20 protein-coding genes are annotated in these 23,852 nt (G+C 48.4%); 16 read left to right on the top strand and 4 right to left on the bottom strand.

Translation table 11 applies throughout. The features are described from left to right. Nucleotides 1–4: 4 nt before the first annotated feature. The 5 genes from B147_RS0114500 (at nt 5) to thiM (ending at nt 5,264) form a co-directional block, all read left to right on the top strand. Nucleotides 5–1,579, top strand: coding sequence for a B12-binding domain-containing radical SAM protein (locus B147_RS0114500; RefSeq protein WP_020587920.1), 1,575 nt, complete (start codon nt 5–7; stop codon nt 1,577–1,579). Next, complete coding sequence (locus B147_RS0114495; RefSeq protein WP_020587919.1) at nt 1,576–2,604, top strand: U32 family peptidase; 1,029 nt, start codon at nt 1,576–1,578, stop codon at nt 2,602–2,604. Before B147_RS0114500 ends, B147_RS0114495 begins: the two co-directional genes overlap by 4 nt. 148 nt (nt 2,605–2,752) lie before the next feature. Next, complete coding sequence (locus tag B147_RS0114490; protein ID WP_169400717.1) at nt 2,753–3,613, top strand: hypothetical protein; 861 nt, start codon at nt 2,753–2,755, stop codon at nt 3,611–3,613. A 220-nt stretch (nt 3,614–3,833) separates the two neighbouring features. Beyond that, a complete protein-coding gene (locus B147_RS0114485; protein ID WP_020587917.1) occupies nt 3,834–4,265 on the top strand; it encodes an acyl-CoA thioesterase in 432 nt (143 codons plus the stop codon). A gap of 99 nt (nt 4,266–4,364) precedes the next feature. Beyond that, nucleotides 4,365–5,264, top strand: a complete 900-nt coding sequence (thiM, locus tag B147_RS0114480; RefSeq protein WP_245569021.1) for a hydroxyethylthiazole kinase — start codon at nt 4,365–4,367, stop codon at nt 5,262–5,264. A 46-nt stretch (nt 5,265–5,310) separates the two neighbouring features. Here thiM and B147_RS0114475 read toward each other — a convergent pair whose 3' ends face one another. Continuing rightward, nucleotides 5,311–6,051: a cytidylate kinase-like family protein gene (locus B147_RS0114475; RefSeq protein WP_020587915.1), complete on the bottom strand. Its 741-nt coding sequence runs from the start codon at nt 6,049–6,051 to the stop codon at nt 5,311–5,313. A gap of 267 nt (nt 6,052–6,318) precedes the next feature. Here B147_RS0114475 and arfB point away from each other — a divergent pair, with 267 nt between their 5' ends. From arfB to B147_RS0114415, 11 genes are all read left to right on the top strand, one after another. Then, nucleotides 6,319–6,729: an alternative ribosome rescue aminoacyl-tRNA hydrolase ArfB gene (arfB, locus tag B147_RS0114470; RefSeq protein ID WP_020587914.1), complete on the top strand. Its 411-nt coding sequence runs from the start codon at nt 6,319–6,321 to the stop codon at nt 6,727–6,729. Between the two features lie 113 nt (nt 6,730–6,842). Continuing rightward, complete coding sequence (locus B147_RS0114465; protein ID WP_020587913.1) at nt 6,843–9,248, top strand: hypothetical protein; 2,406 nt, start codon at nt 6,843–6,845, stop codon at nt 9,246–9,248. A gap of 197 nt (nt 9,249–9,445) precedes the next feature. Continuing rightward, nucleotides 9,446–10,657, top strand: coding sequence for an efflux RND transporter periplasmic adaptor subunit (locus tag B147_RS0114460; RefSeq protein WP_020587912.1), 1,212 nt, complete (start codon nt 9,446–9,448; stop codon nt 10,655–10,657). Further along, complete coding sequence (locus B147_RS0114455; RefSeq protein WP_020587911.1) at nt 10,650–11,357, top strand: ABC transporter ATP-binding protein; 708 nt, start codon at nt 10,650–10,652, stop codon at nt 11,355–11,357. Before B147_RS0114460 ends, B147_RS0114455 begins: the two co-directional genes overlap by 8 nt. After that, nucleotides 11,320–12,477, top strand: coding sequence for an ABC transporter permease (locus B147_RS0114450; protein ID WP_020587910.1), 1,158 nt, complete (start codon nt 11,320–11,322; stop codon nt 12,475–12,477). Before B147_RS0114455 ends, B147_RS0114450 begins: the two co-directional genes overlap by 38 nt. A 23-nt stretch (nt 12,478–12,500) precedes the next feature. Beyond that, a complete protein-coding gene (locus B147_RS0114445; RefSeq protein WP_020587909.1) occupies nt 12,501–13,667 on the top strand; it encodes an ABC transporter permease in 1,167 nt (388 codons plus the stop codon). An 83-nt stretch (nt 13,668–13,750) separates the two neighbouring features. Next, the gene (locus B147_RS0114440) at nt 13,751–14,038 is read left to right on the top strand and encodes a hypothetical protein (protein WP_020587908.1); all 288 of its coding nucleotides are present in this window, start codon (nt 13,751–13,753) and stop codon (nt 14,036–14,038) included. Nucleotides 14,039–14,061: 23 nt separating this feature from the next. Further along, nucleotides 14,062–16,914: an SUMF1/EgtB/PvdO family nonheme iron enzyme gene (locus tag B147_RS30340; protein WP_020587907.1), complete on the top strand. Its 2,853-nt coding sequence runs from the start codon at nt 14,062–14,064 to the stop codon at nt 16,912–16,914. 190 nt (nt 16,915–17,104) lie between these two features. Then, the gene (locus tag B147_RS0114425) at nt 17,105–18,136 is read left to right on the top strand and encodes a phosphatidylserine decarboxylase (RefSeq protein ID WP_020587905.1); all 1,032 of its coding nucleotides are present in this window, start codon (nt 17,105–17,107) and stop codon (nt 18,134–18,136) included. Further along, nucleotides 18,136–19,185 carry a prolipoprotein diacylglyceryl transferase family protein gene (locus B147_RS0114420; RefSeq protein WP_020587904.1) on the top strand — a complete coding sequence of 350 codons (1,050 nt, stop codon included), beginning with the start codon at nt 18,136–18,138 and terminating at the stop codon, nt 19,183–19,185. Before B147_RS0114425 ends, B147_RS0114420 begins: the two co-directional genes overlap by 1 nt. Before the next feature lie 6 nt (nt 19,186–19,191). Next, nucleotides 19,192–19,584: a hypothetical protein gene (locus B147_RS0114415; RefSeq protein WP_157237894.1), complete on the top strand. Its 393-nt coding sequence runs from the start codon at nt 19,192–19,194 to the stop codon at nt 19,582–19,584. A gap of 15 nt (nt 19,585–19,599) precedes the next feature. Here the strand turns inward: B147_RS0114415 and tesB are convergent, their stop codons facing one another. The 3 genes from tesB to B147_RS0114400 all read right to left on the bottom strand — a co-directional run bounded on the left by tesB (nt 19,600) and on the right by B147_RS0114400 (nt 23,387). Then, on the bottom strand, nt 19,600–20,487 hold the full coding sequence (tesB, locus tag B147_RS0114410) for an acyl-CoA thioesterase II (protein ID WP_020587902.1): 888 nt from the start codon (nt 20,485–20,487) through the stop codon (nt 19,600–19,602). A gap of 358 nt (nt 20,488–20,845) precedes the next feature. Next, nucleotides 20,846–21,607 carry a C40 family peptidase gene (locus tag B147_RS0114405; RefSeq protein WP_020587901.1) on the bottom strand — a complete coding sequence of 254 codons (762 nt, stop codon included), beginning with the start codon at nt 21,605–21,607 and terminating at the stop codon, nt 20,846–20,848. Nucleotides 21,608–22,292: 685 nt separating this feature from the next. Then, nucleotides 22,293–23,387 carry a hypothetical protein gene (locus tag B147_RS0114400; RefSeq protein WP_020587900.1) on the bottom strand — a complete coding sequence of 365 codons (1,095 nt, stop codon included), beginning with the start codon at nt 23,385–23,387 and terminating at the stop codon, nt 22,293–22,295. Nucleotides 23,388–23,852: the final 465 nt, after the last annotated feature.

Below are 23,852 nucleotides of genomic sequence, written 5' to 3'. Positions count from 1 at the left end.
AAGTATGAAAACAATTCGCTGGGTGTTTATCCGCCCCCGCAATCATAGCCCCTATTATGATCCTGAAATACAGGAACCGCTGGGTCTCGAATACTTGACAGCCTCCCGGATGAAAAAGGGAGACCATGTCCTGCTGCTGGATGCAGTCCTGGATTCAATCAGCGAAGTAAAACTTGCCCGCCGGGCAGCTTCTTTTATGCCGGACGCTATCGGTTTCTCCATCATGACCGGTCAAGAAGTTGAATCTGCCACAGCCATATATCATGAAACTAAAAGAGCGCTTAACGGAAAAAAGGTGTATTGGCTGGCAGGTGGAAATTTTATTACCTTTGAAACAAATCGAGCACTTAACCTTCTTCCGGATGACTTTATACTGGTTCGATTTGAAGGCGAAAGCGCGCTTGAGCAGTTAGCCGAATCGTGGGGTTCAACACCGTATACCGGCAAACCCGCGGCAAAATCATTCCAACGCGTCATTGCCGGACCACAGGTCCACGATTTGGATACGCTCCACTTCCCATTCCGCCCTTTTGCACACCATATCGAGAATATGGGGGGGGCATTCACCCTTCAAGGGTCTCGTGGTTGCTGCGGTGCCTGTAAATACTGCGCTTCACCTGGGGCAAGGCGCGCCCAAGCCGCTCCTTGGCGGGGTCGATCCATGGAACATATTGTTGCCGAAATCGCTGAACTGCATCACCGTTTTGGCGCCGCTTCCTTCAATTTCATTGATGAGGATTTTTTAGGGCCCAATCGCGTTTCATTGACGCGCGCCCAAAAATTCGTTCAAGAACTCAAACGCCGAAAACTAAAAATATCGTTTAGTATTCAAGTTCGGCCCGACTCATTGAATGATGAGATTATCGATCTGCTGTGTGAAAATGGCCTTAGCTATATTTTTATCGGCATTGAATCCGATAATCCGGCTGATTTTAAAAATTGGGGCCGTCCATGGGTGGACAATCCCTGGCCCCTAATCCGTCGTTTACAAAGGCATCATGTTGAGGTCGGGGCGGGTACGCTGCTGTTTCATCCGGATTCTACCCTGAACAGCATACGCCGCTTTTCTTGTACGCTGAGAAAATACAAATTATTGAATTATCGATCCGCCATCAATCGGATGGATGCTATGCCCGGATCAATGTTTTACAAAACAGAGTTTCAAAAAGAGAATTTAGACCGGACCCCAGGCCCCAGGAGGCTTCCGTTTCATAACAAGGAAATTGAAGCATTCTACGAAGACCTGACGATGGCGCTAAGCCCTGTAGGACCACCTTCCATGCATGCTGTGTGCTCATTGCCGCCTCTCATTTCACAATGTAAATTTCGAAACGAGTATGATGATCGTTATTATGAGCTGCGAAGGATCATCGACTATCTTGATGAGGCCGTTTCTCGGACCCTTTTCCTGCTGCTTGAATATTACGAAACAGACACCATCGAACCGGTAAAAGTGTCCATGCTTCGCAAAGACAATTTCCAGACAGCGCTCACTGCAACGCAAGACCTGTCTGAACATGGTTTTGCAATTTCATATGACACGTTAAGACAAGCAATTCGGATCGACTCCGGCTTATGACTATTGAATTAGAACCATTCCGTATCATTGCGCCTGTTTCATCGGAGGATGACGTCACAAAAGCTGTGGCGGCAGGCGCAGACGAGCTTTATTGTGGCGCGATGTTTGAAGAGTGGGTAAGGATTTTCGGAGACTCTGACCTAGTCAGCAGACGGCAAGGACGCCTCTCCCATATCACCACACCTAAAGCATTATCCCGCGTCGCGCAACTGGCTTCAGACTACAACCGGAAGATCGCACTCACACTGAATGTCGGATATACTCGCATTCAGGAACATGAAATCCTCAACCTGCTTAAACTATGGGAAGATGTCGGGGGCACATCTGTTCTGGTCAGTGATTTGTCTCTACTGCTTGCGTTGAAGCGGCAGGGTTCAAGTTTAGAACGACACCTGTCAATAATGGCAGGGGCCTTCAACCACTTGAGTGTTCACTTTTTTCGGCAAACAGGTGTGTCGCGGGTTGTTCTCCCACGCCACTTGTCAATAGATGAAGTGAAAAACTTGATCGGTAAAACGGATAAAATCGAGTACGAAATGCTGGCCATGATGCAGAAGTGCCGGTTCATTGACAGTATGTGCGGGTTCTACCATGGATTGCGTCTTCCATCTGATATTCCTGCTGTATTTGATTATGAAACAGCCTCTCACACCGATGGCCAGTACATAGCCAGAACCCATGATACAGCTTATGCCGGACACGGCTGCCTGCTTGGATACCATACAGGCGCTTTTAAAGTTCAAACCATGACGGTAGATGATTATCATTCCCCCCATTGCTCGGCCTGTTTTCTACCTGAACTCTATGAAGCGGGGGTCCGGTGTTTAAAAATTGCCGGACGCGGCTATCCTATAGATATGATTACACGCGCGATTGGTTTCATTGCTGAATCAATTACACTGTTCCGGGAAAATGATAACACAGAAGAAATCAGAGAAACCATCAGGGAACGATATATCAGCTATTTCGGGAAATCTTGCAGAAATCAGAAATGCTACTATAGATTGTCATATGATTCCGATTAACAGCCATGGGCTGATCTGGTTTATCAGCACCCAGACTCAGCCCACAACAAAGATAGAAAGAATCCATCTACTTGCTGGAAACTTTCATATAAAAAAGAAATACAGGCAACATCCTTGTACATTTATGGATGCGTTTTTGTGTGCAATTATGAAAAATATTGAATACGCATATTGGTATGACTGGCGAAAGAAAACGGAAAATATTCCCAAAGATGTACGACTTTATTACGGACACGAAACATGTGAGCATCTTCTCCCACATCAACATACCGCATCTGAATTTGCCAAGTATATTTCAGATCATAGGTCTTCCAAGCTATGCCTGGTCACACCCTTTTTAACAGACGCCGGCATACAAAAAGCCCTGAAACTCATTGATTGTTTGTTGACTGTTCTTTATGAACTTGAAGTGATTTGCTCGGATTGGGGATTGTTGTACTATCTGAGCCGGCATAAAATCGGCACACCTGTTGTCGGCCGTCTGCTTGCCGGACAGATTTCGGACCCCCGCATCCTTCGGATTGTTGATGACAACCACACCCCCGAACCAAGAAAGATCCGCCATGTGAACGGCCATCACTGCGTTTTGAAACGTAAGATGCCATCCAATGCATTAAAACAACACTATAAAAGCTGCTCCATCGACAAACATGAAACCATCTCATTCCTGACGGATAGCGGTATTCATCGTTGTGAGCTCAATAACGTGGCCCAAGGCATTGAATTGAATCTTTCCGGATACACCTATTCTTTGCACGTCCCGGAGGTCTTGGTATCTGTCATGCGCAGATGTCCTGGGGATGGCGAAAACTTGAATCAGGAGGCTGTATGCCCTTGTCCGGGCATAAACAGCAATCAAAAAATAGTGTGGTGGTGTCACCATGACCTCCCTGTTGATCTATTTCGTCACGATAATGCATTGTATTATCAATGGCCTGAATTGCCTGCAAATCTTGACAGGCTGCCAATTGACAGAATCGTATTCAATGCCGAAAACATTGGGTCCTAATCCAACTATAGGAACCTGCGCGAAGCAAATGAGGTTAGATCTTGAAAAATAAGATTTCAAGATCTAACCTCCAAAGTTGCAGTAATTTTAAGGCCCGGTCGGTCCTGGCGGCTCAACTTAACGTCTGTTTTCGGCACCTACGATGAATGTAAGGATGCACTAATCAGAATGCCCATAGCGCAATGAGTACCGGCTACTATAATAGGAGCAAACAAAAATCATGGTTAATAGGACTACAATAAAGGTTCGAGGATATCATCTTGACATGTTTCGTCACGTTAATAATGCTCGATATATAGAATTCCTTGAAGAAGGACGATGGGCATTTTTTGAAGAAACCCCTAATTTCATGGAATGGCCCAAAGGGAGTGCTTTTGTTGTCGTCAACATCAATATCAGCTACAGACAGTCCGCCAGTATAGGAGATACTTTAGAAATAAGAACATGTATTTCACATCTTGGCGCCAAGAGCGGCGCACTTCGGCAAAAGATAATTCTGCAAGGCACGGACACTGTTGTTGCCGAGGCTGATGTGACCTTCGCCATGGTGGATCGCAATACACAGAAGGCGCTCCCCTTTGAGGGAGATCTCCTTAACTTTTTCGAGACACTTAGAGATGCAGAAACCCCGCCCCCTTCTGTGTCGGATTGAAAGGATTTTTTGTTTTTTTTGGGGGGGGGTAAAATGTATTGACAAATCATTGATTGCCGACCATTTTGTTTAAGCTCCCTGCCGGGGAAACAATAATTAGTGCCTGAACGGAAAGGAAAGAGTGATCATATGCGCGCCCATGAATTGGCCGAAAATACGTATAGTCTTTTTGCCACGTTGCGCGATACAAGACCATTGGTCCATGTGGTGACCAACTTTGTGGTAATGAACCAGACCGCCAATGTGCTTCTGGCTCTTGGGGCGTCACCCATGATGTCCTGGGCGGAAGATGATGCGGCGTATATGTCAGGTGTATCGGACGCACTTTGCATCAACACCGGCACCCCGGTTACGGATCGGATTTCGGTGATGAAATCCTTGATGTCCCTTGCCGGGGACGCCGGAAAACCCGTTGTATTAGATCCCGTAGGTGCCGGCGCAGGGCCCTTCCGCACGGACATTGCCCGGGAGCTTTGCGCCCTTGCCCCGGCAAAAATTATCCGGGGCAACCCTTCGGAAATCTGCGCCCTTGCTGCGGGCCATTCATCCACTAAGGGGGTGGACAGCGGGATTTCTACTGAACAGGCCCGGGCCATCCTGACCGGCCACGGCCGGCCCGACCGGGATGCGGATGACTTGCCAAGCGGTGCAACCGCACTTTTTGAATCCGCATCTGCCCTTGTTGTCAGCGGAAACACCGACATGGTGCTGGGGCCGGATAAAATGGTTAAGATCTCCAACGGATCTCAACTCATGGGCGCGGTAACCGGTACCGGCTGTATGCTTTCCGCCATCTGTGCCGCTTTTTTCGCTGTGGCTGAAAACGGCTTTGACGCTGCGGTTGCAAGCGTTGCTGTTACGGGGATTGCCGGGGAACTGGCAGCATCCAAGCTGACGGGCCCGGGCTTTTTTCTGCCCCATTTTATAGACAGCTTGTACGCACTTGATGAAGCGGATATCCATCAACATTTGAGGGCTGAAGTTTTTTGCCTTGATTAGGTCTGTGGGCCGGGCATAAGATAAGACTGCGCTCGGCCCAAAATCGCTACGATGTAGAGCCAAATTTCTGTTCAAAGGCACAGGCAACAATTTCCACGGCCTGGGAAGCATCCTTAAGGTGTCTTAAGTTGATGACCAGGTCGAATTCATCCGGGTCGGCCGCATCTTTCTGGTATACACTTTTAAAAAAGGCTTTCTGTTCTTTGTCCATGGTTTTTATTCGGGCTTCAGCCTGTTCCCAGGATATGCCAAGCAACCCTGACAGCCTTGAAATCCGGTATTCACGGCCGGCAATGAATCTGACAGCCAGGACGTTTTCTCTGGGTAAGATCAGGTGGGTACCCCTTCCCACAAATATGGTGGACTCCATTCCTGCAAGGGAGGTTACGGTTTTGGCAAGCTGCCTTGCATAGTCGCTTTTTAAAAAGGTTTTTTCGCTGGTGAGCATGGTAAACAACTCACTCATGATGCCGGGGTACCGTTCATCAAAATATTCAACGGCTTTTTTGGTTAGATCCTTTTCTTTGGCCATGAATTCTATAATTTCCCGGTCAACAACCCGGAACGGCAGCCGTTCGGACAAGATATCAGCAATTTTAAGGGCGCCTACTCCGATTTGTCGAGAGAAGCAGATGCAGGGGAAAATACCACCCTTAGGCTGTTTTTGGGATTTTTTTTCAGACACCTGGCGCCAGTTTTTGACATTGATGTCCGCCCATGCAGCAGCGCTCAGTCTTTTTTTACCGTAATCGCCGGGTGAATATTTTACTTTAGATTCCTTTGTCATAATTTTCCCCTCTTCTCTATTCGGTTAGCATAAAAGAACTATCAGTTACACTATCTTTACAGAGCAATAAAAATGCCATGGTGAGATTTTATAAAGGAAATGCGGATCGCCTGTGAATAAACGGAGTTGATGCTTTTAACACATGCGGCGGATTTAACTTAGCCGTGATTTGCGTCTGCTTTTTTTTCGATGTGTAAATCCTGTTGACAGGTTGGCCGGGTACGCCGTATTAGAAGTTGTTTGCCCCCAATATAAAGGAAGGTGCATTTGAAAATATCCGATCATATATCCATCCCTGACACCAGTATTGAATTTTACCCCATCCGGTCCCGGGGACCCGGGGGGCAGAATGTAAATAAAGTCTCTTCAGGTGTTCATATTCGTTTCGATATTCATGCCTCAAATCTTCCGGATGAGATTAAGGCAAAGCTTTTGTCTCTTAACGACAAGCGCATTACCCGGCAGGGGGTTATTGTGATCAAGGCCATGACTTTTAGAAGCGCTGCAAAAAACCGTGAGAACGGTTTGGAAAGGCTTGCAGAACTGATTAGAAGCGCTTTGAGACCTGTTAAAAAAAGAAAACCCACCCGGCCCACACGGGCATCGAAAAACAGACGCCTTGATTCGAAAAACAGGCGCAGCAAGATTAAAGCATTAAGAAAAAAGATAGATAGTTAAAAGTGATTTCACAGAATCTTAGCATCCTTGTAACGTTAATATAATAATAGAATATTACTTTCTTTCTTAAAGTTAAATAGTCACAAACATTCCTGATAGGACGACTCCCCAACATGTTTTCAGCCATAAAATATGACGAAGATAAGGTGTTCACGCCGTCTGACATGGCCCGGCGCATAGATCGGATCAGCGAAGCCTTCGGCCTGAGTGACCTGACCGCTGACAGCTTTGTCCTGAATCTGCCTTTCATGGCCGGGGATGCCACGGCAGGTGCTGAAAATGAATTTCAGGCGGTGGTTGCCGGAAAGCGGGAATGTATAGATCTGGCCCGGGTCATTGAGACGTCCAATTATTACCGGAATCTTGTGGAACAGGCCAGAACCGGAGAAACGTCCCAACGAAAGGTCATCGCCCTGGAACGTTTGCTCAAAGACAAGGATGGGCGGGATTGGGAAAATTCCTGGGTATGGTTTCCCCGCCGGGTACTCAACCGGTTTGCCAATCAGGTGTTTAACCAGGATCTTAAGTCAGATAAATCCATTCCCGCATCAGAATATCGCAGGGATGCCGCCTGTTTCGTATTTGAAAAAGATGGTGAAAATCAGGTTCGGGTGCCTGTTTCCTATCTGCTCAAGCTGGCCTTGGCCGATGCCATTGGTGATGACAAAGGTGTGCCGGAACCGGTAAGAAACTGGGGTGAAAAAATGCTCGCCCATTTTTCCAATGACAACAGTTCGCCTGAACTTTTTTCCTTTTATCCGGTCAAACCGGATGGGGCAGGGAGCTTGGGAGAAAAGCTTGCCGGCGAAACCCTGCTTCGCTTTCTTTTGACCCAGGCCCTGGTGGCCTATGCCGGAAATAGATTTGAACTCAAAGAAAACGGCCAGAAGGTAAAGGTTTTCTTTTCCGCCACCCCGCCCGGGGACCAAAAACGTCTTAATGATATTATTTCAGATGCGTTTTACCGCGAATTATTCATGAGCCCGTGCCTGTCCGGATGGGACCGGGGGGAAGATAAAAAAGAGTACATGAGTGTCTGCCACAAGGTGTTGTCCCGCAGCCAGATCAATGCCGTGGCCCAGCTCAAGGAAGCCGGTATTATCAATTCGAATCTTGTGGTGCTGCCCAACACGTCTAATATCAGTTTGGCCAATAACGGCACCCATATCAGTCTTGGCAGCGCTAAATTGTCTCGGTGCCTGGCTGATCCGGGGTCGGGGTTTACGGCCCTGGATGAAAAATATACGGGCGATCTGGCCATAAAGATCTGGGAGCATTTTTTGCCCCTGTTCGCCACCACCTATTCTGCTGCCCCCCACAGGCTTGATTTCCAGGAGTTTCACCCGGAACAGGTCCTGGGCTTTATGCCCCACGAACTGATCCATACCCATCTGCGCATGATCTGGCGTCGGTGGAAGAAAAAGGCACATCTCAAGGTCATGGGCAAATCTTTAACCCCTTTTGGTCCGGTGTGGTTGGACCGCCTGATTTCAAATATATTCAGGTTGAAAGGGGATTTTGTGCCGGATGGCCGGCTCATTGATTATTTTACCTCGGTGATGAGCACCTTCCAGAGTCCGGCCTTGAACGGCAGTCTGGAAAGCGAGGCCGACCTTAAAAAAGATTTGACCGAAATGGGTGTGTTTGACGGGCGCATGGCCCTGTACCAGTTGGTCCGCTTGAGGAAATACCGCCAGATGGGGTATTCCGGGTTTGAACACCGTTATTTCAGCGTGTTCGAAGACGTTGTCAGGGATATGGGCAAGGCCGCCGATCTGCAGGTGCTGATCACTGCCCTGGCCCAGAAGTATATCTATTCCCGGCAGGTGGACCATGCCATGATACCCGATTCCCCGATTGTTGAAAGCGAGCGCCGCCAGATATTCTTTTGTACAGCCATCGGTATCCCCACTTTTTTTGTGAAAACCCGGACCCGGAACCGGTTTTTGACCAAAATTTTGAAAAATACCGCTAAAACCAGGTACAGCCATAGGTATCCCGGTTACACCCGGGTGTTGGTCTCCGAATACCAGCGGGCCCTGATTTCCCTGATTCAAACGGACGCGTCTGACCTTGTATCGGCTTTGGACGGGGCGTCCGTTCTGGATGATCTTGACAATCGGATCCATAGGCCCCAGACCCATGCCGCATGGGGGCGGATCACCCGGGGGATTCTTGAAGGTTCTACTAAGCATAAACCCATGTCCATGCCGGGTAAACTGTTTAATACAAGAGCTGAAAACTATTACGGAAAAACCCTGAGAGAGGCCCATGTCAGCCAGGGGTTTGACCTGCTCGGCAAGGCCTTTGAGCAGATGGAGCTGTGGGCAAGGTACCGGGATCCCTCTTTCGGACAGGCCCTTGGCCATATTCTGGGCAGTCAGGATATACTCAAGTTTTTAAAGTCCATGCGTCAGGATTTCATGGACGATACCTGTGCGCCTGAAACGCTCAAAAAATTTATTTTTTTGATGATCCTTGTTATCAGCCGGGAGATGCAGTCCTGGCAAGATAGCTAGTGTTTGAACAAAAACTCACCCCCTCTGCGGTGTTGCAAGAAAAATTGCATCCGGGCAACTTCTCGTCCGAACAAGGGTTTCCGTTCAGGAACACACTAATCCGCGATGAGCCAAATTCCTTTACTTCCAACTTAAATCTTGATACGAAATCCAACAATTTTTAAATATCATCAGTATATTTCACAAGGGGAGTTTTTGTGGCAAACGACGATCTTTCCGTTCTCAAAATCGATAAATCACGTATTTCTCGCCGGGGAAAGAAAAAACACTTTGTTTACTTACTCCTGCTGCCGGTGCTCCTCATAATTGTGGGTGCGTTGTATTACCAGGGCGTTTTAACATTGGCAGTGAAAGTGGATGTTGCCCGGGTTGTCAGGCTTTATCCTTCCGAAGCCTATACACTGCTCAATGCCAGCGGTTATGTGGTGGCCCAGCGTAAAGCGGCGGTGGCGTCCAAAATAACCGCCCGCCTGGTTTCGCTCTCTGTTGAAGAGGGAAGTCCCGTCAAAGCCGGTCAGGAGATTGCCCGGCTCGAAAGTGATGATCTTGAGGCTGTCCGTAACCAGGCTTTGGCTGATCTTGAGTTTGTGCGCTTTAAAATCGAACAGGCCAAAGCCGAGCTGACCGATGCAACCCGCTCCCATCAACGCAATAAACAGCTGCTGCCGAAGAAATACATTTCCAGGGCGGAATGCGATGCCAGCGAGGCACGCTACCGCACGGCCCGGGCAGCCCTATCGGCGCAGGAGGCAGCCCTTAAAGCAAGCCGTGCCGCATTTCAAGTTGCGGCAGTGAACCTGGAATATGCCATCATTCGAGCGCCTTTTGATTCACTTGTATTGACCAAGAATGCCGACATCGGTGATATTGTAACACCGCTGGGTGCTGCTGCCGATTCCAAAGCTGCGGTTGTGAATATTGCGGACATGGACTCGCTGATGGTCGAGGTGGATGTGTCGGAATCCAATATCCGTCAAGTTTATGTTAAACAACCCTGTGAAATCCGTTTGGATGCACTGCCTGAGGCACGGTTTGAAGGCAGGGTCCATATGATTGTGCCGACGGCTGATCGGAGCAAAGCGTCTGTGATGGTCAAGATCGCATTTCTGGAAAAAGACCGTCAGATGCTGCCGGAAATGAGCGCCAAAGCGGCCTTCTTGTCGCAGCCCCTGACTGTTTCCGAAAAAGAGCCGGTCATGGCGGTTCCAACGGCGGCTTTGAGAGAAGCAAAGGGGGAAAACACTGTTTTTCAGGTGCAGGACGGCAAAATCATGAAGAAAACCGTCCGTTTGGGCCGGCAATTGGGTGATATGACTGAAGTCAAGTCCGGTCTGGCGTTAGATGATGTTATTGTCTTAAAACCCCTCCACCGCCTGAAGCAGGGCATGAAGGTTGTGATCCGTGACTGATTTGGTTGAAATCATTGAGGTGTACAAATCTTACCGACGCGGTAGCCAGGTGTTACCGGTGTTGGAAAACATCAACCTGACCATCGGGGTCGGGGAGTTTTTGGCATTGATGGGGCCGTCGGGTTCGGGAAAAAGTACCCTGCTCAATCTTATTGCAGGTCTGGATAAGGCCGACAGCGGTATTATCCGGGTCGCCGGTGTGGATATTACAACGCTTTCGGAACGCGAACTGGCTGACTGGCGGGCGCTTAATGTGGGATTCGTTTTTCAATTCTACAATCTTATTCCGGTGCTGACCGCCTTTGAAAATGTTGAACTGCCCCTGCTTTTGACCAACCTTTCTAAGAAGGAACGTCACAGGCATGTGCAGGCTGCCATAAATCTGGTTAATTTATCCGATCGCAGGGATCATTATCCCAGTCAGCTCTCCGGAGGTCAGCAGCAGCGGGTGGCCATTGCCCGTGCCATTGTGACCGATCCGACCCTGGTGGTGGCTGATGAACCGACCGGTGACCTGGATCGCAAATCAGCCGACGATGTGCTGCGCCTCCTGGATCGTCTTCGTTCCGACCTGGGCAAGACCATTATTATGGTAACCCACGACCCGCGCGCCGCCAAACGGGCACACGGTGTGCAATATCTCGATAAAGGTGTTCTGGCACATGAATATACTGAAGATTTTGGTCCGGAATGCCTTTAGGCACAAGCTGAGAACCATCCTGACAATCATTGCCATGTGTATCGCCATTCTTGCCTTTGGATTGATACGCACCGTCATCAGTGCTTGGTCCGCCGGTGTGGCTGCATCCTCCGCAGACCGCCTGGTGACCCGGAACGCCATTTCACTGGTATTTCCATTGCCCCTGGCCTATCGTGATAAAATCCGCTTAACCGATGGGGTTAAAGGGGTTTCTTACGGCAATTGGTTTGGGGGGATTTACATTGAGAGAAAAAATTTTTTTGCCAACTTTGCCGTGGAACCCCAAACCTATCTGGCCCTCTACCCTGAAGTCATTCTGCCGGCCGGTCAGCTCAGGGCTTTTTTAACCAACCGCAAAGCCTGTACCGCCGGGGTCAAACTGGCTGAACGCTTTGGCTGGAAAATCGGCGATACCATCACCCTCAAAGGTACGATTTTCCCCGGTAACTGGGAACTGTTATTACAGGGAATCTACCGGGGGCGGGACCAGACGATCGATCAATCGATGTTTTTCTTTCATTGGGATTATCTTAACGAGTCCCTTAAAAAAACGGCTCCGGCACGTGCCAATCAGGTCGGATATTACATCATCCAACTGACCGATCCTGACCGGGCGGCAGAGGTTTGCACCGCTATTGATAAAAATTTTAAAAATTCCCTGGCCGAAACCCTTACTGAAACGGAAAAAGCGTTTCAGATGAGTTTTGTGGCCATGAGTGATGCGCTGATCTGGGTGATCCAGATCGTTTCCTGGGTGATCATCGTGATTATTTTAGCTGTTGTGGCCAATACCATGGTCATGACGACGCGTGAACGGATTGGTGAATATGCCATCTATAAAACGTTGGGGTTCGGTGCGCTCCATGTTTGGGGGTTGATCTGGGGAGAGGCCCTTGTCATTACCCTGAGCGGCGGCCTGTTGGGAATGGCTTTAACCTATCCTGCCGCCAGGGCTTTCAGCAATGCCGTGGGAACGATTTTTCCCGTGTTCAACGTCGATATCACCACGATCTATATGGATTTTGGGGTGGCTCTGACGGTGGGTACACTGGCAACGATTTTACCGGCCCGGCATGCCTGCAAAATCAGTATTGCCGATGGATTGAGACGGGTGGAGTGAAGAGTGAACAAAAGGGGTGTATTTTGAAAATTCCTTTTTTATATAGTGTAAGGAACCTTCTGACGCGGCGTTTGACCACGGTGTTTACCGCAGGGGGCATGGCGTTGGTGGTCTTTGTTTTTGCCGCCTTGCTGATGTTGTCCGAAGGCTTGAAAAAAACCCTGGTGGATACCGGATCGGAAGATAACCTCATCGTCCTTAGAAAGTCCTCCACTTCCGAGATGCAGAGCACCATCGACCGCCTCCAGGCTTCCATTGTGGAAACCCAGCCGGAAATCGCATTCGGAACCGACGGTCAACGTTTGTCCGCCAGGGAATTGGTGGTGCTCATCAATCTGTCCAAGCGGGGCAGCAACAAACCGTCAAACGTTATCATTCGGGGCATCGACAAAAATTCACTCAAGCTTCGGCCCCAGATTAAATTGATTGCAGGACGGTTGCCCCGGCCCGGTTCCTTTGAAATTATCGGTGGTGAAAGTATTGTCAAACGGTTTCAAGGTGCCGGGATGGGTGAAACCCTCTCCTTTGGCATGAGAACCTGGACAGTTGTCGGTGTTTTTGATGCCGGAAAGACCGGATTCAGTTCCGAGATCTGGGGAGATGTGGATCAGTTCATGCAAGCTTTCCGAAGAACCGTCTATTCCTGTATCCTTTTTAAACTGCGAGACCCTCAACGATTTTCAGAAGTCAGAACGCGTCTGGAAAAAGATCCCCGGCTGACCGTGGAATGCAAACGTGAAACCACCTATTACCGGGACCAATCCCAGGCACTGGCCACGTTTCTTAGAATCCTGGGGCTGGCACTGACCCTTATTTTTTCCATTGGTGCGGTGATCGGTGCCATGATCACCATGTATACGGCAGTCGCCAATCGTGTAGGGGAAATCGGCACGCTGCGTGCCCTGGGATTTCAGAAAACGAGCATTCTTGCTGCCTTTTTGGCGGAATCGCTTTTTCTGGGTTTGATCGGTGGTATTACAGGGCTGCTTATGGCTTCTGTGCTGCAGTTTGCAAGCATTTCCACAACCAATTTTCAAACCTTTTCCGAACTGGCTTTTTCCTTTCATCTGACCTTTGAAATCGTTTACAAATCCATTGCTTTTTCACTGATCATGGGTTTTGCCGGCGGCCTGTTACCGGCACTGCAGGCGTCGCGCATGAATATCATCGAGGCATTACGGGAAAGTTAGGAAGAAAGTTTGGTCTGTCTTTTATTTTGTGTGTATACTTCAGGCAAAAGTACCAAACAGGCTCTTAGAAAAGGAGGACTGAAATGGATTGGTTGGTTGAAAATAAGGTCTGGGAGTGGATGTTTTCAGGTATTGGTGTGGTTGCGGTATGTTGGGTGTTGGGAAAAATATTTAAAAAAAGGAAAGAAAAGGATGATCAAGGGCACACAGGCCGTGACGTGAATGTTGTCAATAAAGGCGATGATATCCGCATTAGCGGCAACAATGTCGCATTTGTCAAAGATCATAGTATATCGACTCAGATCATCAATTCCAAAGTTGGTGTGGTAGGGGATCACGCTGAAATCAAAGGGGATGTGAACGTGAAATAAACAAAGGGGGTTACTGGAATGTTATGATGGATAATCGCTTAAATCAATATGTGCGTGCCATTGTGTCGGCGGTTTCAAAACTGGCGAGAAATGAGGCTCCCCAAGCGGTAAAAACCGCTTATCAAACACTCAAAGCTACCATAAAGGATGGGTTTGGTATTGAAAGCGACTTTTGTGATGCCTTGGGCCGGTTGGAGAAAAATTCAACATCCAAAGGCTTTCGGATTGTACTTGAAGAGGTGATGTCAGCCATCAAGATTGAAGATCACCCTCAGGTATTAGCCGCACTGGAAAAGCTTATTAAAGCGGGCGATCACATTGACATCCAAACCAAGGGGGATGTGGCCTTTGCCAAGGATCAGGCGGTGGCGCTGATCATAAAAAATGTAACGGTTCAGCAGGGCAAGGATGATCCCGAAGCGTTGTTGGGGCAATACTTCAAAGCCCTGTCCATCAAAACCAATCATCTGCCATGGGCCGCCATGAACGAAGATTACGCAGATCCGCGGCGGGGTGAGAATCTGTCATTGGCCCAGGTTTATACCGCCCTGGATACAACCACCATGGAACGGCCGGAATCGGAAGATGAGGTTCGAAAACATCTCCGGGGGCAAAAAGAAGCCCGGCGGATTTCGGCCCAGGAAATGATCGACACCGAGTCAAAACTGGTTCTTTTGGGCGATCCCGGCTCGGGGAAATCGACCCTGGTTAATTATTTGACCCATATCTTGGCCCAGGCCGGCCTGGCTGATTCTGAAAAATGGCTGTCACAATTGGAAAACAAAGGGGCCTGGACCACCGGCCTGGTGTTTCCTGTTCATGTGGTTTTACGGGAATTTGCGGTACAGGCACAGGTTCTGAATTCCGGGCGTGATGCAGCCGGAACGGCAGATGTTCTTCTCGATTATTTGGAAAACACCGTAAAACCGACAGGATTCTGGCCGGTTTTAAATGCCTTTCTGCTCGACGAAAAGATCACCTGCCTGTTTTTGCTGGATGGGTTGGACGAAGTCCCGGAAAGTCAACGGAAAATCATTGTGCGCATCATTGATACCTTTGCGGCCCAGTTCACGTGGCATCGTTATCTGGTTACCTGCCGTATTTATGCTTACATTGGGCAATCCTATCAGCTGGGCGGGTTTCAGCAGACCACGCTGATGCCGTTTAATAAGGAACAAATCCAATCCTTTATTTGCGCATGGTACCGGGAATTGGAACATCGGGGTCGCTTTACGGAAATCGAAGCCGATTCAAAGGCTGAAAAACTCAAAGACGTGGCGGTAAAGCCTGATCTGATCGGTCTGGCAGAACGGCCGCTGCTGCTGACCGTGATGGCTTTGCTGCATACGTTCCGGGGCCAACTGCCCGAAGACCGGGTGGAGTTATATCAAAAAACGGTGGAGCTTTTGATGGAACGGTGGGAAGGACGTTACAGTAGCGAAAAGGGGATTTTAGAGACCCTTGAAACACCGGGGTTGAAAATGCGGAATTTATATTCGGGGTTTTATGCGGCCGCGTTTGATGCCCATTCACAAAGCAAAAACAACCAGGATACCGGTGAGATAAAGGAAGGAGACCTGCGGCAGCATTTTGCCCAAATGTTCAATGATGACTGGAACAAAGCCGGTAAACTGGTTGAATACATCCGTGACCGGGTCGGTTTGCTGATTCGTCACAAGCCCGCTGCCTACACCTTTCCCCACCGGACCTTTCAGGAGTTCATGGCTGCCTGTCACCTGGTGGGAATGAACGATTTTCCCCTTGAGGCCGCCCGCCGTCTCCGGGAGGATGCCGACCGGTGGCGGATTGTTTTTGTTTTGGCCGCTGGTTATGCGGCCTGTCAGGATCGTCCGGGTGATGCGGTTTCTCTGGTGAACCATCTTTTATCGGAATGTGTTCAAGTGGACGAATGCTATGAGGGTGGTACGTTTCATTTGGCGGCTGTCGCCGGAGAAGCGTTGCTGGAGATCGGTCTGGTCAGCATTCAGCAGGTGGGGTTGGGAAAAACCGTTCTTCGAAAAGTACAACAATGGCTGCAGGATGCCATGGGTGCGGATCATGCGCTTGCACCGGCCGATCGTGTGGCAGCGGGGAATGTGTTGAGTCGCCTTGGGGACCCCAGATTTGACAAGGGAAAATGGTACCTGCCCGTTGAAGAAAACCATGGTTTTGTGGATATCCCGGCAGGTGGCTTTCAGATGGGCAGTGACAAAGATAAAGATGCAGAAGCCCGTGATAATGAGTTCCCTCAGCATACCGTTGTGCTGTCGGAATTTGCCATGGCCCGTTATCCGGTAACCGTTGCCCAGTACAAAGTGTTCGCTGAAGAAACAAAACGGAATCTTGATGATGACTGGAAGCGATACAATCGATATGACAATCACCCGGTTGTCGAGGTTTCCTGGGATGATGCCAAGGCGTATTGTGAATGGATTGCTGAGAAACTGGATATTGCCGGATGCATTACGCTGCCTACGGAAGCGCAATGGGAAAAAGCGGCAAAGGGCAGGGATGGAAAAATTTATCCCTGGGCAGATGTGTTTGATCCGAACAAGGCCAATTGTCGTGAAACTGGAATCGGCATTACCAGTCCCGTTGGATGTTTTCCGAAAGGGAGACGTCCTTATGAAATAATGGAGATGTCAGGGAATGTATATGAGTGGTGTTTGGATGATAAGAGGGAGTATAACGAAGAAACGGTTGAGGACCCTATAGGACATGGTGCGTTCCGGGTGCTGCGCGGCGGGTCGTGGATCTTCTCCGCCGAGTTCTGCCGGTCAGCGAACCGCTTCTGGATCCCTCCTGACTTCCGGTACGACTATATTGGTTTCCGGCTTGTCCGCCTCCCAGGTCAGCAGGGTGAGTCCGGCCAGTGAAGGAAGGCGCATCGTCCCGGAGGGGAACGGCGGACCGCTGTTTGGCCGGCTGGGATGCGGACCCGGCATCAGCGGCAAATCCGCCTAATAGGTGTTTGTGCACATCTCAAGATTTTCTCATACGTCACACATATTCTTTTAGTCGTAAATTAACACGGTTAAAACAAAGTGCGGGCATAATGCCTGCATTATGAAACATCAATATATAGACCGCAAAACCCGGCAGGTCAAAACCGAGATCCTTAAAGCAGATCCCGTTATCAGCACCATTTATTCGCCGATTCGCGAAAATGCTTCTTTTTTGTTTCGTCTAATGATTTCGGCTCGGATGTCCAGCCTGATCGGGGCTGTTTCCTATGACCTGCCTTTTTTGATTCCCCCGGGTGATGCCGGGAATTTTCTAGCTACCCATGGCATTGATTTAAATGAGGTGGTGGGAGACCCTGCAGCACTTGATACCCTTCGAAAAGTTTTTGAACGCAAAATTCGGTATGAACAACTTCGCCCCATGCCGGAAGACGCTGATGCTGTAGTCTCTCCAGCTGATTCACGTCTTCTGGTGGGGGCTTTTTCAAAAAAGTCCGTCCTGTTTATCAAAGGCAAGTTTTTTGATTTTTGTGAGCTTATCGGCCGGGATAAACCCCAGTGGCTTTACGCCTTTGACCAGGGTAGTTTCGCTGTGACCCGGCTTACCCCGGATAAATATCACTATAATCATACGCCCGTTGCAGGAATTGTATTGGATATTTATGAGATAGACGGGCATTTTCATTCCTGCAACCCCGGGGCTGTGGTCCGGGAGGTGACGCCCTATTCGAAGAATCGGCGGGTGGTCACTATCATTGATACGGATGTGCCCGGGGGCACCGGATGCGGGCTTGTGTGCATGGTGGAAGTGGTGGCCATGATGATCGGAAAAATTGTCCAGTGTTACAGTGGAACGGGATATGAAAATCCCCAGAATGTAATGCCCGGACTTTTCATGAAAAAGGGGTGCCCAAAAAGTTTGTACCGTCCGGGATCATCCACAACCATTGTGATATTTCAAAACCAGCGCATCTGTTTTTCCAAAGATTTACTGGAAAACCAGATGCGCACCGATGTGAGCAGCCGTTTCAGCGAAGGGTTTGGCAGGCCCCTTGTGGAAACCGAAGTGACCGTACGTTCAGGGATCGGCCACGCCTGCGCTTGTGCAGAAACTGCATCTTTAGGAGATGTGTAATGACGCCTGTTTTTTTTGTTGTTGGGCTGGGGTTATTGATGGGTCTTGTACTGGGCTGGGGATTTAAAACCCTGCCCAAAGAGAAGTGGCAGATGGTGGCGGCGTTCCCCTTGGAAAAGATGGACCAGGGCCAGTGGCGGGGGATGAATTTGACCTGGTACGGGCTTTTGTCCGCCAATGCGTATACCTTTGGCGTGATCATGGCCGTGATTCTGGCCGCATCGGCCGGGATGCCCATCCCTGTTTTGGTGCTGTTGACGGTTCTGATTCTGGCTGTAACCATTCCGGCGTCTAAAATTATTGCCCGGATTGTTGAAAAGAAAAAAGCCACCCTGACCATTGGCGGGGCCGTGTTTGCCGGTGTGGTGACCGCCCCCTGGATCATCATGCTGGTGAATGCCACGTTGGGCGCAGCCTTTAAATTTCATGTGCCCGTTGCGGTGATGCTGGCTTGTTTAAGCATTGGGTATACCTTCGGGGAGTCTTTGGGGCGTCTTGCCTGCCTGAGCTTTGGGTGCTGTTACGGCAAGCCGTTGAACCAGTGTACCGGGCGCACCCGCAAACTGTTTGAACATTTTAATGTGGTCTTTACAGGGGAGACCAAAAAAGTGGCCTATGCATCGGATCTGGCCGGTGAAGCATTGATTCCCATCCAGATCATCACCGCCGTGATTTATGCGATATCTGCTCTTGCCGGGACCTTGCTGTTTCTCCGGGGCTTTGCCGGAACCGCTCTTGTGGAAACCCTGGTGGTGACCCAGGTATGGCGGGTGGTGTCTGAATTTTTCCGGGCGGATTTCAGGGGCCAACGCAAATTTTCCATGTACCAGATCATGGCCCTGGCAGCCATTGCTTATACTATTGCGCTCCTGGCCTTTTTCCCTGATCCCGAGGTGGCCGTTTCCCTGGATAAAGGATTTAAAGCCCTGTGGCATCCGGGCATGATTTTGTTTTTCCAGGGCGTCTGGATTGTTGGTTTTCTTCATTCGGGCCGAAGCACTGTTACTGCATCAAAAATTTCCTTTCATGTGGTTAAAGACAATATTTAATTGATCATGAAAATTAGAAGGTGCCATGAAGTTTCGGGCATGTGCTTTCTGTGGTGCTACGATATTGTAAAGTATGTGGTATTCAAAGACCTTCTGGAAAGCCGGGGGATAGATCCCCTGGTATTTCTATTCCTTGACATGATCACCGTGCCCGGATTTATTGTGGGGTGTGCCCGGCTGGTCAACTCCCTGAGCGGCCGGGTCATGGCATGGCCCAAGGTCCTTTTCTGGGGACTCGTCGTGCTGGTTAATACCCTGTTGCCCTATGTGTATGCCGCCATTGCAGGCGGACCGCAATTTGACACCGCCGCCTGGGTGGTGTTCTGGGCACTGATTTTACTGATGCTTGCCAATCTGATTCGCACGATCAGAGCCGGCTTGATTGCAGAAAAGCAGTGAAACACACGGTTCACCTTATACTTTGTTTTTGTCCAACCTTCTGATCAGTCCTTCCTGGACCACGCTGGCCACAAGTTTCCCGTCCCGGGTGTAGATGGCACCGCGATTAAGTCCCCGGGCCATGGCTGCACTGGGACTGTGGATCACGTAGAGCAACCAGTCGTCCATCCTGAAATCCCTGTGGAACCAGATGGCATGATCCAGGCTTGCCACCTGCATGTCCGGGGACCAGAAGGTTTTGCCATGGGGATAAAGGGCTGTGGGGACCAGGTGAAAATCCGATGCATAGGCCAGCATATACCTGTGGGTTGCGGCATCGTCAGGCAAGGGACCGGTGGCCCTGAACCAGACATACTTGTCCGGGGGCATGGGAACGGGATGGAAGGGATTTACCGGATTGACGGCCCGCAGTTCAATGGGGTTGGGATACAACAGTTTTTTTGCGATATCTTCAGGAATCTTGTCTGCATAGCGCACGATCATGTCGTAATCACTTTCCAGACCGTCAGGGCCTTTAACCTCGGGCATGGGGTCCTGGTGATCAAATCCCTCTTCAAGTTTGTGAAATGAGGCTGACATGGAAAAGATGGTCCGGCCCTTTTGTACGGCCTTGACCCGACGGGTGGTGAACGAGTGGCCGTCCCGGGTGCGCTCCACCATATAGACAATGGGCCGGGCGGCATCTCCGGCCCGGAGGAAATATCCGTGCAGGCTGTGGGCACAAAGATGGTCCGGCACTGTGCGGGAGGCTGCAGACAATGCCTGGCCCAGGACCTGGCCGCCGAATACGGCGCCGTATCCCAAATCCTGGCTCTGGCCCCGAAAGAGATCCTCTTCAATTTTTTCCAGGCTGAGCAACCCCAGAAGTTCTTTAAGTACATTTTGTCTGGCATCATCTGGCATGATATTCACCTAAATATTTAAACTGGCCGGGCCGTCCATTATCATGGGATATATATGCTTGCCCTTTTAATCGTGTGATTGCTATGTATAATTCTTTAGGGGGGCAATTACAAGAAGGTAAATAAAGGGGAGATTTGATGTGCAGCAACGGTTGGAAGAGGTTGGCTATATTTCGTCTGCACAAATCGACACCATTATTTGTCCGGCCCGGAAAGTAGGTTTGTTTTGGTAATTTCTGTTGCAACCCATCCTAATGCTGAAATTTTGATACGTCCCTTTTTTCTGCAAGGGCCACAGACACATTATGTTGCGCCTGTGGCCTGATGTTTGTTAGGAAGGAAAATGTCTTTCTGTCGGTTTAATCTAAGCTTATTTCTTTAAAATAGGGGCGGATTTCATCGCTCAAGATATATGTTATATTGTAAACATCCGTCTCTTCGGTAATGCTATATCCTAAGGGTTCCAACAGCGGCCCAACCGTGCTCCATCCGTCCAGGGTGTCGGCTTTTTGCGATGGAAACAGTTCAAAAGAAGATCCTGTATTGTTCCATCCATGGGCCAGTAGTTCAGAGCAGTAAATCTCATCATCCGAAGGCATGAAATCCAAATCATATGGAACTCCGGAGTACGCAAGCATTTCTTGTATCCAGATGTTTATCATGAGATTTCCCAGCCGGTGAGCCAGTAATTTCATGAAAAACGGTGGGATGCCGTAAAAATTGATACCAAGCCCCTCAAGTTCTGCATATCCGATGGCCTTTTTATTCGGCTTAAATAACCGGATGGACCCTTGTGCACAAAGATTTAACAAGTCGGACCAACAAAGAAAATGGACACCGTTTAAGCCGTCTTCGCGGATGCGACCGTCTGAATGGATAGCACCCTGAACCCCATTCACAGTTGCCGTGACCCAGCAATGAGTCATTGCAGTCTGACCCGTGATGGCAAAAATCATCTGCATCAGGTCAACAGGTATTTCTGTATGTAAACAAACACCCACATAACCATTTCCTGGAAAAGGAATTGTTGTTGAATCCGATGCCGCCACAATACCTGGATGCAGGGAAAACATTAATACGAAAAGAACTGATACCCATCCTATTTTTTTTGATTGTGTCATCAAGTAACTCCTTGCCTGATTATGATCCCCAGGCTTTTATTGAAAAAATACTTCTGAAAGTGTTTTTACCCATTGCCGCTCGTTGTTTTCGGCCTATGGTTAGGATTCGATGGGCCTAAGATACGCCGGATTTTAAGCTGTTGCCAAAGCATGCCAAGAAGCATGTTGGGTAATATCTATTCCCTTGGCGTAACGCTTAAGGTGGCTTAAAATACAAGCAGATGGCAATTTTGTTTTGACCTTGAGCCTATCTAAATAATGCATGTTATAATAAACAGATTGCTTGAATTTTATGCGAATTTTATGCCAAAATATAAAATTGCCGAATGCTTTGATTGTCAACATTCACAGGCTTTTTGGGTAGTTTTTTAGTGAGAAAAATATGTGGGTTTTTGGGGTGGTATATTTCCTAAGGGTTTCCCTTAATTGTCAATGTAACTCTCTAAATTTAAAGTAAGTTGATTTGAATTAATATTGTTTCAAAAATTTCATAATTGCTATATCACACAATGCGAAAGAAATAGATAAAAGTATCGGTAAAAAAATCAATAATGGATATGATTGAACTCTGTTCCAAGATTATTCAAACTCCCATAAATTGTGCCTGCCTTGGAATGCCAAGAATCAATTAATATTGATTGATCTCCATGTTTTTTTATATTTGAGGTCATGGACAAAGCACTTATTACATCGTCTCTATGATGTCCACGAACAGGTCTTTGGCATCGTTGAATAGTGTTTTGATTTCATCCATATCCCGGCGTGACCCAATTTTTTTATTTAACGCTCTGAGTTCATGCAATGTGTTGTTTCTGTATTCATCTTCGGCGTCAAAGGTGTCAAACAATGCGCTCAGTTTGCGTATCATTTTGTCGGTCTGTTCAAGACACGCTTTGCGAAGGCGTTCCGTTTTTTCCTGTTCAATCCGGTTATGAAATTCTTTTAGTTCGGGCAACAGCTGTTCTGCTTTTTCAACCTGGGCAAAGGGATGGGAATGGTTGAGTATTCCCTTGAGTTTGCGGTAAATTGAATGGATCTGTTTGTTGTCACGGATCATTTCCATGTTTTGTTTAAAATCTTCCATCTGTTCGGCAAAGGTGATCCAGAATGAGCACTTGTGGGTATAAAAATCAGAAAGCATCTGCACATTGCCCGCCAATTCCGGTATTTTTGACTGATATTTGACAAGAGCCAGAATGATGGCATGGGAATCTTTTTGTTCAAGCAGCCTGTCCATGAGGACTATGCAATTATTGATCAGGGATTTACCCGGCAGGTTTGGCTGCCCTGCATGGTCCCGGTATGCGGTGAGCCGGGTGTGCCATGATTCGAGTTCATTGGCAACCGCACGGGAAAAGGTGTATTGATCCGAATCCCTTGGTAAAGACGGCAGGAACGTTTCTGCTGTATCCTTTGCCCGGGCAAAGCGGTTTTCATCCACCGGCTGGTTGATTACAATGTCTATGGTGCTGTCCACATTTTTGAGCAGCGTCTGTTTGGCTTGAAAGGGGGAAACGGGATGGTCTACAACATACAGATGAATTTTTAGTTCCTCAGCCAGCCAGAAAACAGCCTGCAGGATATCCTGGGGTTCGGGTATCCTGGATATAAGGTGTTGTGCTTCAATCAGGCAGTGCAGTGGTACTGGGCCTTGGGTCCGGCATTCTTTTTCAATAAATGAATATACAAAATCCAGATCTATGGCATTTGAGTCGTCAAATCCAAAGGTCATCTGCCTGGGCCCAAGTTCAATTTTTTTAAGAAGCCGGATCGGTATCATGGCGTTATCTTAATTTTTAAATCATGTTTATGGCGCTTGTCTTTTTAAGAAAGTCTGTGTAATCTACATAGATCTTTCAATTTTCTTGTGGATTTAGCCTGGGTGCTGATCGGTCAGGTCAGTCCGTGGCGGTTATACACAATGACATCGGAATATCACTTCTTTCAATATGATATCAAGAATTGGAATCATTTTTTTGCAGTATCCGGTATTTTATTTTTATATGAAACACTCCCCTCAAAAAAGGGAATAGCGTTCCATTGGTTGTATGGCTTTTTGTTCCACAACACTTTTATTACCGTTACAAATTGAAGGTATCAAATCAATAAAGCTATCTCTTTCGGATAACAATTCAAGCACAGAAGACAACTTTTTAAATCATCAGCGGCGGTCGGTTTATACTATAAAAGTTTTATATACGTGGTACCTCTTCATGGAAGTCCAACAGTTCGTTGTGCAAAAAAC

The organism is Desulfobacter curvatus DSM 3379 (genome assembly GCF_000373985.1).
Taxonomy (GTDB): Bacteria; Desulfobacterota; Desulfobacteria; order Desulfobacterales; family Desulfobacteraceae; genus Desulfobacter; species Desulfobacter curvatus.
This window is presented reverse-complemented; position numbering and strand designations above follow the sequence as displayed.